This is a genomic window from Acidobacteriota bacterium, from assembly GCA_012517875.1.
In the GTDB taxonomy this organism is placed as follows: Bacteria; Acidobacteriota; JAAYUB01; order JAAYUB01; family JAAYUB01; genus JAAYUB01.
On record JAAYUB010000157.1, the window covers coordinates 1 to 16,232 of the forward strand.

Consider the following 16,232-nt stretch of genomic DNA (forward strand, 5'->3'; position numbering starts at 1 on the left):
AAGTGGTCGGTGTGCACGATGTCCCGCTATTTCATGGCCTTAAAACCAAGGGCGGTGTGCACGATGTGATGCGATATGCGACCGTTAAGTTGTGCACGATGTCATGCTATTTTTTTGTGCACGATGTGATGCTACTTGTCACCTAACAGTTTAGGAGGCCACATGAAACGCAATCGAGTGCTGGTGTTGATGGTTCTGGCCGCCATCGTTCTGACCTCGGTGATCTGGGGCGCCGAGTTCCGGCGGCAGCCGCGCAAGGCGACGGACGGTCCGGCCGGCCGGATCATCGGCCAACTGGAGCGCCGCGCGCTCCCCGGCGAAGCGCCGAAAACGGTTGAAGTCGTCGTGCCGCCGGCGCCCAAGACCAACGGCGGCCTGCACGTGCTGGTGGCCCACTCGGACGACAACCCCGACCAACTATTGGATTACCTGGCGGCCCAGCCCGACATCAGTGTGGTGGACCCATTCGACTGCCGGTACGCCACCCCCACCTTGGCGTATCTGCAGGAATACGACGTGGTGGTCTCATTTTCCAATTACCCCTGGCACGACCAGGTGGCCATGGGAGACCTGCTGGCGGACTACGTAGATGCCGGCGGCAAGCTGATCGTCGCGGTCTTCTGCTGGGCCGACGACAACGGCTGGGCGCTGAGGGGCCGTTTCATCACCGAGAATTACAGCCCGTTCATGAACCTGGGCGATGACAACCTCTACCTCTGGGCGGACCTGGGTGCCTACGACGCCAGCCACCCGGTGATGGCCGGCGTCACCGCCGCCAGCGACTGGTACCGCGACGACGTCATCCTGAGCCCCGGCGCCGGACTCATCGCCGCTTGGGACGACGGCGTGCCGTTCGTGGCGGAGAAAAACTGCGTCATCGCCGTGAACTCTTATCTCGGCCGATATTACGATTTCACCGGCGATGTGTTCCTGATCATCTACAACGCCGTGAAGTACATCGATTCCGGCTGCAGCGCCTACCAGGACTACGTCTTCATGGATGACTACGGCCGCGCCATGCTGTGCGTCAACGCCGACGGCACCTTCCTGTTCCGCGTGCTCGAAAACGGCGGGGCGGAATTCGAGGGCCAGGCCGAGCTCAACTGGCGCGCCGGCGTCATGTACATGATCAGCCCGCGCGAGCTCCCCTGGAGCCTGTACCTGGTCTATGACAGCACCAACCACCGGGCCCACGCGTACTACTGGAATCCGCCGCAGAACGTGCGGTCGTTCATCTACGACCTGAACACGCTGGACGATCCGCCCGCCTGCTTCTGACGGCGGACCGACCGCCGATTCGATGCCACCCTCCCGGCGTCCGTCGACGCCGGGATTTTTTTCGCCAGCCGGCGAGCGTGGATCATTGGTCGGGCGGACGGCGCATGAGCTCCAGTGACACCAGTCGGGCGATGAGGATCGCCGGGTAGAGCTGGCCCACCAGCGCCTCCAGGTTCGCCAGCGTGCGGGCCAGGGGGTGGAGCGGGAGAACGTCCCCGTAGCCCGTCGTCGTCAGGGTGACGAAGCTGAAGTAGATGAGCTGGGCCACCAGCTCGTTGGCGGACCGGGGCGCTTCGGGAAACTGGAACGCGCCGGACCGGACCAGGACGACGATCGTGTAGACATTGGCCCACATCAGCCCCAGCAACAGGTAAAACACCACCGCGCCCACGATGCGGCCCGCGGTGATGGGCCCGGCCCGGAACACCTGGACCAGCACCACGGCCGCGAGCACCCCGAGGACCAGCGCGAAGAGCACGGCGTCCGTCAACACCCGCTCCGGACTGGGCCGCAGGAAGACCAGCCAGCGGGACGCCAGCCCGGCCACGGCGACTCCCGCGACCAGCCACGCGGTAACCCGCGTCCGGGCCACCGCCACCACGCCGGCGATGAGGATGACGGAGATGCACCCCTGGAGTAGCCAGGCGTAGGTGTGGCCCAGTCCGCCCATGGGGTAGATGATGAAGATCACCACCACCAGCCCCACCAGCAGGACGACCATGCTGCGGTCCTGCCACCAGAATTCCCGCAAGTGCTGATGGATCGGTTTCATGTGTCCTCGGGACGGACGGGGCTCATGGTTGAGCGGCGGGCGGCGGTTTCCGCCAGCCGCCGCCGAGCGCCTTGTAGAGGTCCACCAGCGCCACGAGTCCGGCCAGCTGCGCCCGGGCCAGGTTGATCTCCGCGTCAAAGAACTGGCGCTCGGAATCCAGCACTTCCAGGTAGCTGGTCACGCCGCCGGTGTAGCGCAGGCGGGACAGCCGCGCCTGGTCGTCCAGCGTGTCGGTGAGCTGCTGCAGTTCAGCCACGTACTCCAGCTGGCGGCGGTACGCCACCATGGCGTCGGCCACTTCGCGGAAGGCGTTCTGGATGGTCCGCTCGTACTGGATGAGCGCCTGCCGCTGCAGCGATTCGCTGACCCGCACGCCGGATTTGATCTTGCCTGCGGTGAAAATGGGCACCGACACCTGCGGCAGGAAGTTCCACGTCCAGCTCGGGCCGGAGAACAGGTTGTTGAAGTCCTTGCTCATCGTCCCGGCCGCGCCGGTCAGGGTGATCTGGGGGAAGTAGGCCGCCTTGGCCACCCCGATGCGGGCGTTGGCGGCGATGAGCTGCTGCTCGGCCTGGCCGATGTCGGGCCGCCGCTCGAGGAGCGACGAGGGGAGCCCCGCCGGCACGGCCGCGCCCAGCACGTGCTCCGTCAACGCGCGGCCGCGCGGGATGTCCCCCGGGTTGCGCCCCAGCAGCAGGCTGAGGCAGTTCTCCTGCTGGGCGATGCGGCGCTTGATGTCCGGGATGGCGGCGGCGGCGGCCGACACCAGCCCCTGGGCCTGGTCCACCTCCAGCATGCTGCTCACACCGCCGGTCTGCCGGGCCCGGACCAGGTCCAGCGATTTCTGGCGGGACGCCAGGGTGCGTTCCGCAATGTCCAGTTCCAGGTCCAGCTCGCGCAACCCGAAGTAGCCGGCCGCGACGCCGCCCACCAGCGTCAGCGTCACCGTCCGGCGGGCCGCCTCGGTGGCCAGCAGTTCGGCCCGCGCCGCTTCGGTGGCGCGGCGCAGCCGACCCCACAGATCCACCTCGAAGAAGGCGCTCAGCGCCAGGGTGTGGTTGCGCTGCACATACGGGTAACCCGGCGTGGTGACGTATCCCTCGCGGGACGTCCGGCCCACCTGGTATTCGCCCACCCCGCCGACGCCGGGGAACCGGTCGGCGCGCGTGATGCCGAGCTGCGCCTCCGCCGCCAGCACCCGCTCGGCGGCGAGGCGGACATCGTGGTTCCGCTCCAGCGCCGCGCGGATCAGGTCCTGCAGCACCGGCTCCCGGTACACTTCCCACCAGTCCATGTCGCCGGCGGTCAGGGCGCCGGGGGCGGCCGCAACGCCCTCGCCCCGGAAATCGGGGGGCACCTCGATGTCGGGCCGGACGTACTTGGGCCCCACCGCGCAGGCGCACAGCAGCACGAGGCCGGCCAACGCAGCAAGCTGAACCGTTTTCATGACCGGCCTCCTTCCTCCGTCTCGGCCGCCGGGACCTCAGCCGGCGCCTCCTGCGGCCGGGCGCCGAACCGGCCGGCCAGCCTCTGCACCAGGACGTACAGGAGCGGGATGAAGAACACCCCCAGTGCCGTGGCCGCGGTCATGCCGGCGAACACCGCTGTGCCCAGCGACACCCGCGAGGCGGCGCCGGCGCCGCGCGCCAGCACCAGCGGCACCACGCCGAGGATGAACGCGAACGAGGTCATCAGGATCGGCCGAAACCGCAGGCGCGCCCCTTCCACCGACGCCTCCTCGAGCGGCATGCCCGCCTGCTCGTAGCGCTCCTTGGCGAACTCCACGATGAGGATGGCGTTCTTGGCCGCCAGGCCGATGAGCATGATCAGCCCGATCTGGACGTACACGTTGTTGACCAGGCCCAGGAGCCACACCCCCAGAAACGCCCCGAAAACGCCCAGCGGGATGCCGAAGAGCACCGAAAAGGGCACCGACCAGCTCTCGTACTGGGCGGCCAGGAAGAGGAACACGAAGACGATGGCCAGGCCGAAGATCATGCCCTGGGCGCCGCCGGACTCCTTCTCCTGGTAGGCGATGTTGGTCCACTCGAAGCCGTACCCCGGCGGCAGGTGGTCGCGGGCCAGCTCTTCCATGGCCGCCAGCGCCTGGCCCGAGCTGTATCCGGGCGCCGCACTGCCGGAGATCTCCGCGGTGCGGAACATGTTGTAGCGCGGGATCAGATCCGGGCCGCTGACGTCGGAACTCGTCGACAGCGTGCTGAGAGGCACCATCGACCCGGTACCGGTGCGCACGTGGATCAGGCCGATGCTGTCGGGCCCGGCGCGGAATTCCGGCTCCGCCTGGATGATGACCTTGTAGGTGCGGCCGAAGCGGGTGAAGTCGTTGACCAGCAGCCCGCCGAGGCAGATCTGCAAACTTTGGAACACCTGGTCGATGGGCACGCCCAGAGTGCGCGCCTTGTCCCGGTCGATGTCCAGCCGGATCTGGGGCACGGTGGTCCGGAAGCCGGTGTACAGGTTCTGGAGCTCCGGCCGCGCCTGCGCGGCGCCCAGGAACGACTGGGCGGTCTGCATCAGCTCGTCGGGCGTGTGACCGCCGCGGTCCTGCAGCTCGAACTGGAAGCCGCCGGCGTTGCCCAGCCCGGGGATGGGCGGCGGGATGAAGGCGATGCACAGCGCCTCCGGATACGTGATGAGTTCCCGCTGGGTGGCCATGAGGAGCGCGCCGAGCCGGGTCTGCTTCGACCGCCGCTCCTCCCACGGCTCAAGCATCACGATGAGGCTGGCGTTGTTCGACGTGTAGGCGCCGGTCATCAGGTTGAGCCCGCCCATAGTGATGACGCGCCGCACGCCGGGCAGCTTGCGGATGAATGTCTCGGCCCGACGGGACAGCGCGTCGGTCCGCTCCATGGACGCGCCGTCGGGCAGGTTCATGGACACGAAAAAGTATCCCTGATCCTCGTCGGGGACAAAGCCCGAGGGGAGCAGCTTCATCAAGCCGCCGGCGCCGAACCAGAACGCCGCCAGCACCGCCAGCGCCAGGGCGGCGCGGCGCAGGATCATCCGGACCGTGGCGACGTAGCCGCCCGTCACCCGGTCAAAAAGCCGGTTGAAGCCGCGGAGGAAAGCGCCCAGCGGCCCTCGCATCTCGCGGCGCGGCCGGAGGATCATCTTGCAGAGCGCCGGCGTCAGGGTCAGCGCCACCAGCGCCGACAGCAGCACCGAGATGGACAGCGTCAGCGCGAACTGCCGGTAGAGCTGCCCGGTGATTCCGCCCATGAAGGCGACGGGGACGAACACCGCGCACAGGACCAAGGCGATGGCCACCACAGGGCCGGACACCTCGTCCATGGCCTTCTCGGTGGCCGCTGCCGGGGAGAGCCCGTGCTCGATGTGGTGCTCCACCGCCTCCACCACCACGATGGCGTCGTCCACCACGATGCCCACAGCCAGCACGATGCCGAACAGGGTCAGCGTGTTGATGGAGAATCCCAGCGGCACAAACGCGGCGAAGGTGCCCACCAGCGATACCGGCACCGCCAGCATGGGGATGAGCGTGGCGCGGAAGTTGCCGAGGAAGAGGAACACCACCAGCAGCACCAGGATGATGGCGTCGCGCAGCGCATGCACCACCTCGTCGATGGAGGCGTTGACAAAGTCGGTGCTGTCCATGGTGACCTCGTATTCGAGGCCGGGGGGGAACTTGTCGCCGAGCTCGTCCATCAGGTCACGGAGCCGCCCGGCTGTTTCGATGGCATTGGAGCCGGGAAGCTGGTAGACGATGATGAGGGTGGCGGGCACGCCGTCGAGTCGTCCGAAGCTGGTGTAGCTTTTGCCCGCCATCTCGACGCGGGCCAGGTCCTTGACCCGGAGGATCGAGCCGTCGGGCAGCGTCCGGACAATGATGTCGCTGAATTCCTCGGTGGTGGTCAGCCGGCCCTTGACGTTGACCGTGTACTGGAAATCGAGTCCCGGCTTGGCGGGCGGCTGCCCCACCGCCCCGGCAGGCGCCAGGATGTTCTGCTCCCGGATGACCTGGGCCATGTCGCCGGCGGTGACGCCCAGCTTGCTCAGCTTGTCGGGACGGACCCACAGCCGCATGGAGTAGTCGCGCTGGCCCACGATCACGGTGCTGCCCACGCCGGGCACGCGGGCGATGGCGTCCACCAGGTTGATGGAGGCGTAGTTGCTGAGGAAGAGTTCGTCATAGCTGTGGTCAGGGGAGTAGACGCTGAGCACCATCAGCATGTCCGGCGACGTTTTTTTCACGGAGATACCCGCCTGGATCGCCTCGGTGGGCAGCTTCGGCTGAGCCTTGCTCACGCGGTTGTTGATGTCCACGCTGGCCAGGTCCAGGTTCGTCCCCACCTTGAAGGTGCAGGTCAGCGCATAGCTCCCGTCGCTGGCGCACTTGGAGGAGAAGTAGATCATGTTCTCGGCGCCGTTGACCTCCTGCTCCACCGGGGTGGCGATGGATTCCTCCACAGTCTCGGCGCTGGCGCCGGGGTAGTAAATGTTGACCAGAACCGTGGGCGGGGAAATCTGGGGGAACTGAGCCACCGGCAGCGTCATCAGACTCATGGCGCCGGCGATCACGATCACCAGCGCGATGACGATGGCGAAGACGGGGCGGTGGATAAAGAACTTGGCCATCAGTGCGCCCCCTGCTCCTCCGTCAGCGGCTTGTCCGTCGGCGCGACGGTCATGCCGGGTTTGACCTTGAGCTGGCCCTCGACGATCACCCGTTCGCCCGCCCGCAGACCGTCCGCGACGATGAACCGGTTCCCGGAGCGTCCGCCCAGCACCACAGTGCGCAGGGCCACCTTGTTGTCCGGGCCCACCACGTAAACCGTCTGGGCGCTCTGCAACTCCATCACCGCCCGCTGCGGGATCAGGATCGCGTTCTCCTTGCGGTCAACGGCCAGTCGCACCCGGCCGAACATGCCTGGCCGCAGGTGATACTCCGGATTGCGGAATTCGCACACCATGGCCAGGGTGCCGGTCTTGGGGTCCACCTGGCGTTCGGCAATGATGAACCGCCCCTTGTGGGTGTGAATGCTCCCGTCGGCTAGGACCAATTCGATAAGCTGCCGCTCGCTTTCCTTGACCTCCCGCTGAACCCGCCGCATGAGGTAGAGCCAGTCGGTCTCGCTCACAGCGAAGGTGACCCGCAGGGGATCCAGGGCCGACACGGTGGCGAGCAGCGTGGCCTCGCCCCGCCCCACGAGGTTGCCCGGCGCCACCTGCCGGCGGCCGATCAGGCCGGTGACGGGCGACCGGATGGAGCAGTAGCCCAGGTTCAGCTCGGCCCGCTGGATCTGGGCCTCGGCGGACAGCACAGCAGCTTTGGCCTCGTCGATGGAAACCTTCTGGTTCAGCACCGTTGTGTCGTAACTGGCCTGCTTGGCGGTCACGTCGGCTTCGGCCACCAGCCGGCTGGCCACCGCGTCGTCGTAATCCTGCTGGGGCACCGCCTGCTGCTCAGCCAGCGGCTTGAGCCGGTTGACATCCTGGTTGGCCTTGGCCAGGCGCGCCCGGGCCTGATCCAGCGTGGCCTGGGCCTGCAGGACCGTCACCTTGTCGGTGGCGAACATCAGGTCGGCTTTGGCCTTGGCCAGCGTCGCCTGGGCTGACTGGAGGTCAGCCGCGTACTGGCGGGGATCCAGCGAGAAGAGCAGGTCGCCGGCGTGGACCAGGCGGCCTTCCTGGAAGTGCTGCTTCTGGAGGTAGGCCTCCACGCGGGCGCGGATGTCCACGCTCTCGCTGGCGTCCACCGTGGCCACGTACTCGTTGTAGATGGGAACGGTCTCCTGGGTCGCCGCCGCCACAACCACCGGCATCGCCGGCTGCGCCGTCGCGCCCGGCTGCGCCCCGCGGTCGCCGCAGGCGCCGGGAAGGAGGAGGGCCAGGCTGGCCAGAATCAGCACGGCGGTCCGCCGCGCCGAAGGACTTCGCCACCAAGAGACTGGGCTGGACATGGCAGAGCTCCTTCACGAATCAGTCTGTGGATAGCACACGATAAATGGACTGTAAGCCAGTCGCGGGGGTAAAGTCAATCGCCGGGGTGGCTTACAAGTCGGGATTGGGTTCGCAGACTCGTAAACGAGTTGTTTGAATATTTGAACGTAGGAAGGTTCACAGGTTCACAAGTTCACAGGTTCACAGGTTCACAGGTTCACAAGTTCACAAATTCCCACGTTCGCCTATTCGTGGACAGTTGATCGTCGATGGCTGCTCCGTCTCCCATCTGTCGTCTCCCATCTGTCGTCTCCCATCTGTCGTCTCCCATCTGTCGTCTCCCATTGATCGTCTCCCGTCTCCCGATTCACCGATTCACCACTCTTAAATGCAAAATGAAATATGATCAAAGACCAATGAAAAATGAATGATCGTCTTTGTGCCCTTCGTGCCTCCGTGGTGGACCCCGCCCCCGGGTCACCGAGCCTCTAGCCTCGAATCTCGAGCCTCGCCTAGAAGTAGTAATTCACTCCCCACGCCAGGACGGAGTGGCGCAGCGACGAGCCGTCGGTGGCCCGACTCCCCTCGATCTTGATCTCGGCGTTGACATCCAAGGTCTGGTTGAAATGGAACGTGACGCTGCCCAGCCCGTTGAGCCGGCGGTACTCGCCCGGGTGCCCGCCCGTCGACCACAGGTAGTTGAACCCGCCGCCGAAGGACCACTTCGGCCCCACGTCATACTGCGAGTACAGCTCCACGCCGCGTCCGTTGAAATACACGCCCTGGTCGTCCACCTCGTGGTTGAGGCTGGCGGCGTAGTCGGCGGCCAACTGGAAGTGGCCGCGCGCCCACCGACCGCCCACGATGAACGCCTGGTCGCCCTTCTTGGGCTGGTTCGGCTCGGGCTTGTCGACGCCGTCCCGGACCTTGTTGAAGGCCGCCGCCACGGTGAATGAAGGGGTGACGTCGAGGCCGGCCATGAAGCCGTACGTGTCGGCGTACCTCACGTTCTCGCCGGTGCGCGCCCGGTTCTGGACCTGGGCGCCCACATGCACGGGCCCGAGGCGGTGGCGGTACTGGAACGCCTTCTCCGACCGGCCCGTGCCGGCGATGCCGCCGTCACCGGTGCCGAACGCGCCCGAGGCCTCGCTGCCGAACGTGAAGAACATGTCGGTGAGGCCGGCCACGTCGTAGTACGGCGAGTACTGCTTGCCCCAGGTGAACGTGCCGACAGGTGTCTCCACGCCCACGCGGCCGATGCGGGACTTCACCGCCTGCGACCCTTCGCCATAGGCGCCGCCGGAGTCGCCGCCGGTCACCAGTTCCGGGTTCTGGTTCACCACGTTCACGCCAAGCTCGAGCTGGCCGAAGAACGCGTATCCGTCGGCCAGCGGCACGCGGCCGTTGAGGCCCAGCCGGGAGAACCGGTCGGCGATTTCCGTCTGCCCGTTGGAGGCAACGCCGGCGCGCACCCGGAGGCTGCCGTACCAGTCCAGTGAGGGCCGCGTCGGATCCGGGCCCGCGGGCCGGTCTCCCGCCAGCACAGATGGGCCGGCCGTCGCTGCCGCCGCCGCGTCCGCCGCCACGCCGGGTGCCGGCGCCGCAGCGACCGGGGCAGGCGCTGCCGGTAGCCCGGCCTCCAGGGCGCCGATCCGCTGGTCCGCCTCGGCCAGCAGGCGGCGCAACGCGTCGATCTCGCTCTGCCGCGCCGCGTCACCCTGCTTCACCAGGGCGTCCAGCCGGGCCTGCAGCACGGCCAGAGTCCCCTGCAGCTCCTGGAGCTGGGTGCCGGCGGCTGGTTCCGCCGCCGGCGCCGCCGACAGCATGCCAAATATCGCCACCAACAGGAACAGCCGTAGTCCTTTCATCGGATATCGTCCTTTTGGCCTGGAATCAATGACCCGCCCGACACGGCGCCGGCTCGATCCGACCCGGCTTTACCGGGCAACCGGACGGCGACGGACTCACCCCGTGAGGAAAGACGGCGCGTGCCTCACGCGTCCATCCGGCGCCGGCCCGCCCACAGGAACACCCCGCCGATCACCATCATGACCAGCCCCCACCAGAAAGACGGGTGGTACTGGGCCAGCACCTTCGGCGCCGCCGGCGGCTGGGCGAACTGCCAGGCGCCCGCAGCGGTGACGACGGCGCCCATGACCAGCAGCATCAGTCCGACGAAAAACCAGATGGATCGCATGGGCCGCCTCCTCACCAGAAGTACACGTTCAGGGCCACCAGCAGCGCCAGAGCCACCACGCCCCAGAACTCCGGCCGCTTCAGCCAGGGCACGGGGGCTTCGGCCGCTCCGGCGCTGAGCCCCTTGACCAGGCCCGCCAGCTCCTCGCGCGGCTTGCGCACCGTGAACAGGCTCACGGCGACGGTCACGCCGAAACAGATGAGCCAGGCCCACCACGCCCGCCAGAAGTTGGCGGCCATGTCGCTGTATGGCCGCGTCAGAGTGATGCATGCGGCGTCAAACCACTGGAACTTCACCCCCAAGTACATGAGCACCGAGGAGGCCATCCCCGTCACCAGGCCCCAGAAGGCGCCGTTCGGGGTGATCCACCAGACGAACATTCCCAGCAGCATCGTGGCGAAGAGCGGCGCGTTGACCCAGGAGAAGATCGCCTGCATGTAGTCCATGATGCTGGGGAAGCTCTTGGCCCAGTATGCGGTGACGATGCTGAGCAGAATTCCCGCCACCGTGCTCACTCGCCCCATCCAGAGCAGGTGCCGGGGCGAGGCGCCGCGGTTGAGGACCGAGTGGTAGATGTCGTAGGTCCACACCGTGTTGAAGGCGCTGATGTTCCCCGCCTGCCCCGCCATGAAACCGGCCAGCAGGGCGGTCACGCCGAGACCCATGAGCCCGGCCGGGTAGTAGCGGGCGATCAGCAGCGGCAGGGCCGAGTCGTAGTTGACCTGCCCTTTGTCCACCAGCAGCTGGAAGCCGCTTCCCGCGTCGCGCGACAGCACGATGGCCACCAGCCCGGTGATGATGACCAGGAACGGCAGCGCCATCTTGAAGAACGAGGCCAGGATGGGCGTCATCCGGGCCGCGCGGAGGTCGCGGGCCGAGAATGCCCGCTGCACCACCAGGAAGTCGGTGGTCCAGTAGCCGAATGACAGCACAAAGCCCAGACCCAGCACGATGCCGGCCCAGGTGATCATCATGCCGTTGGCGGCCGGGTCGGCCGAGTTGGACCAGAGCGCGGCGAACGCCGGCGGCACACGGCGCAGCACCTCGTCCACGCCGCCGATCTCCACGATGCCCAGGATCGACACCAGGAACAGCCCGAACCAGATGAGAAAGAACTGGATGATCTCGGTGAAGATGGCCGACATCAGGCCGCTCAGGGTGACGTACGCCGCCACCGTTACCGCCGAAGCCCACATGCTGGCGTCCCAGTTCCAGCCGAGGAAGGTGTGGAGGACCAGCGCCATGGCGTACAGGTTGATCCCCGACACCAGGATGGTCATCACGCCGAAGGCGATGCCGTTGAGCACCCGCGTCTTCTCGTCGAAGCGGAGCTTCAGGTAGCCGGGGATCGACTTGATCCGGCTGCTGTAGTAGAACGGCATCATGTAGATCCCGAGGAAAACCATGGCCGGGATGGCGCCGATCCAGTAGAAGTGGGCCACATACATCCCGTACTTGAACGTGTTGCCCGTCATCCCCAACAGCTCCAGCGCGCCCAGGTTGGCCGACAGGAACGCCAGCCCCGCGACCCACGAGGAATTGCGCCGCCCCGCCAGGAAGAAGTCCTCCTCGCTCCGGGTGTAGCGCTTCAGGTAGATACCCAGGCCGACGACGAATACGAAATAGATCGCGATGATGAGCCAGTCGAAGACGGTCAGGCCGATGGCTTGCTGCATGCGGGTCTCCTTTCCGGATCGGTGGACGGGATCACGGGCTCAGCGCTCCGGGGCGTCGACGACTGTCTCGAGCTGCGGCAGTTCCTGGCCGGTCTGGAGGTCGCGGAGCAGGATGGCCGGCTGGGGCCAGTCGCGGCCGCTGAGGCGCACGGTGATCACCGGCCACGGCTCGGCCCGGGTGACCACCTCGGCGCCGCCGGGGAGGGCCACGATGGTGTCCTCCACCTTGGCGCCGGTGATGGTGGGGTTCCAGGCGAAGGCCTGGGCCGGCTGCACCGTTTCGGCGATGTCCGGGTAGATCACATACTCCCGGTCGTCGTAGCCGGTGGCGCCCCCCTGGTGGTGTTTGCGCCACTCGTCGGGGTAGCCGGCGGCGCGGTACCACTCGCGGCAGGCGGCGAAAATGTCGGCGCACTTCGCTCCCGGCACGGTGGCCGCCTCGAACCGGGCGTTGACGACGGCTGTCCGGCGGAGCCGCTTCGCCAGATCCTCCGGAAGCTGGCCGAAGTGGACGAAGCGCGTCGCCGCCACGGGCATACCCCACTTCTCCGCCACCACGTTGACCATGGCGTAGCGCTTGAGCTTGGCGCCGCCGGGCAGGGCGTGGCGGTACTTGGCAATGCGCTCGTCCACTGCGGTCAGCAGCACCGTGGGCATGATGCCGCGGGCGCGGAGCGCCGCGGCGGTCATCGCCTCGATCTCGAACTCGTCCATCCCCGGTCGCAGGCGGCGGCAGACCTCCTGGACCGCGGCCGCGGTCTCGCGCCCCAGCCAGCGGTAGCGCCGCAACTCCGTGTCGGTGAGGCTGAAGCGCAGCGGCCGCAGCGCGGCGGCCACGTTCACCGTGCCGGGGAAGTCGGCGTCGGCGCCGATGCGCCCCGCGCCGGCCGCCTGGCGCAGGCGGTCGGCGCGGACGTCCTGGACCGGGTTGGCCTCGTACCAGTTGTACTCGAGGAGCTGGTAGCCGAGGCGGGCCAGCCCCTCGTCCATCATCCGGCCCGCCTCGGCGCCGTTGCAGAGCAGGAAGCGGCGGCCGTCCTTCAGCACGAGGAGCGAGGCCGCGCCCACGTCCTTGTTGAGAACGATCTGGTTGTTGACGGTGCCGGCGGTGATCCACCAGACATTGCGGACCTGGGTGAGCAGGACGCCGTCCAGCCCCTGCGCCGCCATCAGCGCGCGAAGCCGCTCCAGCTTCACGGCGATCTCCGCCTGCACTTCCGCCAGCGTGAGGGTCGGGGGCTGCACGCCCCGCCAGACGGCCGGCGGCGGCTCGGCCGCCGGCGTGCTGCCGGCCATGAGCGCCACCAGGGGCAGGATGGCCAGCCAGAGGGTGCGTCGGGTCATGGTGTCTCCTTTCGCGGGATGACCGCGACCGTGATGGCGTGGGGCACGAATTTTTCATCCGGCGCGCCGGGGATGGTGAAGCACAGCCGCCCCTCCCGCAGCTCGGCGCCGACGACGCCGCGGATGCGCTCCGGCCGGGTGACGCCCAGGACGTAGACGCGGCCGGGCTGTCCCTCCAGTTCCAGGCGGAGGCCGGCGCCCGTCCACGTCTGGTCGATGATGTGGGGGCCGCGGTCAGAGTCCCCCACCGCCGGCTCGGCCGGCGACAGGAACACGGCGGGCGGTTCGTTCAGGATCAGCTCGATGCGCGCCGCGTCGGCCAGCCGCACCGTGCAGGCGGCGGTGACGCCCCGGGGCGTGACGGTCACGCCGGGAGTCGCCGCGGCGCCGTTCACCGCGAGCCCAGTCACCTGCGTACCCGGAGGCAGGCGGGGACTGAAGGTCAGCTCGACCGGCTCCCCGCCCGCAAATCTGGCGTCGAGCACCAGGCCGGTGCCGGTCCGGCGCAGGTCCAGATCCACCCGCCCACCGGCCAGTGGTACGCGGCCGACGCGGACGAAGTCCCAGTCGGCGGGGAGCGCCGGGGCGAACGTCAGGCGCCCGGCCGGCGCGTCCGGTGCCAGGCCCAGCAGCCCGCGCAGCAGCGGCACCACATACGCGGCCGTTGAAAAGCCCTGGTCGTGATAGGCCTCGCCCACCTTCATATTGGCGGCGCCCGAGAACACCTCCGGGACGACCCCGAGGCCGTGGTCGAAGGTGTGGGCGGCCATGCCGTGCAGAGCCGCCCAGCCGGGCAGGGCGAAGCCGTGGCGGAATTGAGCGGTGTTCACCAGCAGTGACACGAAGGGCATCACCGCCCCGTAGTTGTAGGAGAGCGGCTGGTAGAGCGGCGAGCGCACCGACAGCGTCCGGAAGCCCCAGTCGGTGGTCATCTCTGCCCCATTGAGGCGCCGCAGCATCCGCGCCGACCGGTCCGGATCGGCCAGCCCAAACGCCAGCGCCGCCGCCGGCCAGGGGGTGAGGTCGCGAACTCGCTCGCCGCCGACGGTGATGCCGTAGGCATAGATCGACTTCTCCTCCAGCCAAAACCGCTCCTCCAGTGCCGCCGTCCCCCGGGCCAGCACCGCCTCGGCATCGGCCCGCACGGCCGCGTCGCCGGCCGCCGCGGCCAGGTCCGCCAGGGCGCGCGCCGCCTGCAGATACAGTGCGGCGGTGTAGCAGTCGGTGTGGATCCCGGTGTACCGGCCGAACTCGAGGGCGCACAGGCCGGCGCCGGTGATGTCCATGAGCCCGTCGCCGTCGCTGTCGCGGCCGCGGCACCAGCGCCACGCGGCCGCGATCGACGGCCAGCTCTCGCGGACGAACGCGGCGTCGCCGCTGGCGCGCAGGTAATCACCCATCGCCACGAGGTACCAGGGGGTGCTGTCGGCGTGGTTGTAGCCGTAGCGGTAGGCGTGCCACCAGTCCACCAGCGCCGCGCTCTGGGTGAGCTCGTGAGGCATCTTGCCGACGTCGGCGGGGGGCGCGTCGGGAGACGACCGCCGGATGGGGTGATCCTCACTGCGCTGCCAGCGCTGGAGCAGGCGCAGTCCGTCCCGGACCGCCTCGAATTCGCCGAGGGAGTTCAGGGCCAGAGCGTTGATGCAGGTGTCGCCGCCAAAGAACCAGGCGAAGCCGGGCCGGGCGCTGCCGCCCGAGAGCCCGTAGCCCGCCACGAGGCCGCGCCCCAGCGCAGGATTGTCCACCAGCAGGTTGTGGAGGGCCAGCCGGCCCCAATCCAACGCCGCGTTGAGCCGCGGATCGGGCGTCTCCACGGCGAGCGTCTGTTCCGTCAGCCGCCGCGCCGCCGCCACGTTGGCCGCGTGGAGCGCGGCGCCGTCCGCGGCGAGGCGCCGATACAGGGCCAGGGCTTCTTCGGGCTTCAGCCCATCGCCGCCGGCGATGACAATGGGGATGAACCGGCCGGGCGGGTCGCCGGGGCAGACGTCGAGGCGGAACTGGAGCGGGCTGTCGGCGAACATGTGCGCCGGCGGAGCGGACATTTCCATCGCGGCCGGCGAACCGCACAGGAACCGTGCGCGGCGCTGTCCCTCGGAGATGACGAATGCGCGGGCCTCCCCGTCCCAGTGGCTGTACTGGCCGCCGATGCCGGCGGGCCACATGGGCTGGAGCACGGGCACGAAGCCGGCGACGATGGCGAGCGGCGCGGTGGTCCGCGCCTCGAGGAGCACGAGCGCGCCGGGCTCGTTCTCGGGCACGAGGAAGACCGCCCGCACGGTGAACGACTCGAAGGCGTACGAGATCTCGGTGGCGGCGGGGGTCACGGTGATCCGGCGAACGATATCGCGGGCGAGGATGGGCTGAGTGGACGAACCCAGGACGAACTGGAGCTGGAACTGGCGCAGCACCTTCCATGGCCACACCCACGCCTCGAACGTGCCGTCCTCGAAACCCATGAGCGCCGCCCGGCGCCCGATCCGGTCGAAGTACTGGTGCGGCTGCGCCGGCCGGCTCAGCCGCGGCGGGTCGCCGTCCAGGGTGAAGGCAGGGACGGTGGCGGGCGGCGTTCCGGTGGTCGCGGCGGGGGAATCAGCGGCACCGCCGCCGGCCGCCGCAACCAGCGCGGCCAGCACCGCCAGGATCCGAATCCCTCGAGGCATCATGGCGCCCCCTGCCGGGTGTCGTTCGGGATGTTCTGTGTACGGGGATATTTCAACGCATCCGGCAGGCGAAGGCAACAGGATTCTGGAGTTCGGATTTTGTGCTCGTGATCGAGGCTCGAGACTCGAAGCTGGAGGCTCGTTCCCGTAACGCGGACCTCGGACTTTACATATCGTGCTCGTAATTCGTAATCGTGATCGTAATCGGGGCTCGGCTCGCAATACTCACCACAGAGTCACGAAGGAGCTATTGTTCATTGATCCACAATTAACCATCAACTATCAACGGATTCTGGACCTGGAACCTTCGAACATGTGAACCTGCGAACAGTGCGATTACGGTTACGGTTACGATTACGGTTACGGTTACGATTACGATTACGATC

Annotated in this window: 10 protein-coding genes; 1 reads left to right on the forward strand and 9 read right to left on the reverse strand. The window is 67.9% G+C overall.

Features of this window, described 5'->3' with window-relative positions; genetic code table 11:
* Nucleotides 1-162 precede the first annotated feature (162 nt).
* Nucleotides 163-1,278 carry a hypothetical protein gene (locus GX414_15405; GenBank protein NLI48489.1) on the forward strand — a complete coding sequence of 372 codons (1,116 nt, stop codon included), beginning with the start codon at nt 163-165 and terminating at the stop codon, nt 1,276-1,278.
* 82 nt (nt 1,279-1,360) lie between these two features.
* Here the strand turns inward: GX414_15405 and GX414_15410 are convergent, their stop codons facing one another.
* The 9 genes from GX414_15410 to GX414_15450 all read right to left on the reverse strand — a co-directional run bounded on the left by GX414_15410 (nt 1,361) and on the right by GX414_15450 (nt 15,849).
* Nucleotides 1,361-2,050, reverse strand: coding sequence for a two pore domain potassium channel family protein (locus GX414_15410; protein ID NLI48490.1), 690 nt, complete (start codon nt 2,048-2,050; stop codon nt 1,361-1,363).
* Between the two features lie 22 nt (nt 2,051-2,072).
* Nucleotides 2,073-3,497 (reverse strand): efflux transporter outer membrane subunit, encoded by a 1,425-nt coding sequence (locus tag GX414_15415; protein NLI48491.1) that lies wholly within the window; start codon nt 3,495-3,497, stop codon nt 2,073-2,075.
* Entirely contained in the window at nt 3,494-6,664 is a 3,171-nt protein-coding gene (locus tag GX414_15420) for a multidrug efflux RND transporter permease subunit (GenBank protein NLI48492.1), read from the reverse strand. The genes GX414_15415 and GX414_15420 overlap by 4 nt, the downstream gene beginning before the upstream one ends.
* Complete coding sequence (locus GX414_15425) at nt 6,664-7,989, reverse strand: efflux RND transporter periplasmic adaptor subunit (protein ID NLI48493.1); 1,326 nt, start codon at nt 7,987-7,989, stop codon at nt 6,664-6,666. Before GX414_15425 ends, GX414_15420 begins: the two co-directional genes overlap by 1 nt.
* Before the next feature lie 492 nt (nt 7,990-8,481).
* Nucleotides 8,482-9,837, reverse strand: coding sequence for a porin (locus GX414_15430; protein ID NLI48494.1), 1,356 nt, complete (start codon nt 9,835-9,837; stop codon nt 8,482-8,484).
* 125 nt (nt 9,838-9,962) lie between these two features.
* On the reverse strand, nt 9,963-10,166 hold the full coding sequence (locus tag GX414_15435; protein NLI48495.1) for a hypothetical protein: 204 nt from the start codon (nt 10,164-10,166) through the stop codon (nt 9,963-9,965).
* An 11-nt stretch (nt 10,167-10,177) separates the two neighbouring features.
* Nucleotides 10,178-11,842 (reverse strand): sodium:solute symporter family protein, encoded by a 1,665-nt coding sequence (locus GX414_15440; GenBank protein NLI48496.1) that lies wholly within the window; start codon nt 11,840-11,842, stop codon nt 10,178-10,180.
* Between the two features lie 39 nt (nt 11,843-11,881).
* A complete protein-coding gene (locus GX414_15445; GenBank protein ID NLI48497.1) occupies nt 11,882-13,186 on the reverse strand; it encodes an aminopeptidase P family protein in 1,305 nt (434 codons plus the stop codon).
* Nucleotides 13,183-15,849, reverse strand: coding sequence for a hypothetical protein (locus GX414_15450; protein NLI48498.1), 2,667 nt, complete (start codon nt 15,847-15,849; stop codon nt 13,183-13,185). The genes GX414_15445 and GX414_15450 overlap by 4 nt, the downstream gene beginning before the upstream one ends.
* Nucleotides 15,850-16,232: the final 383 nt, after the last annotated feature.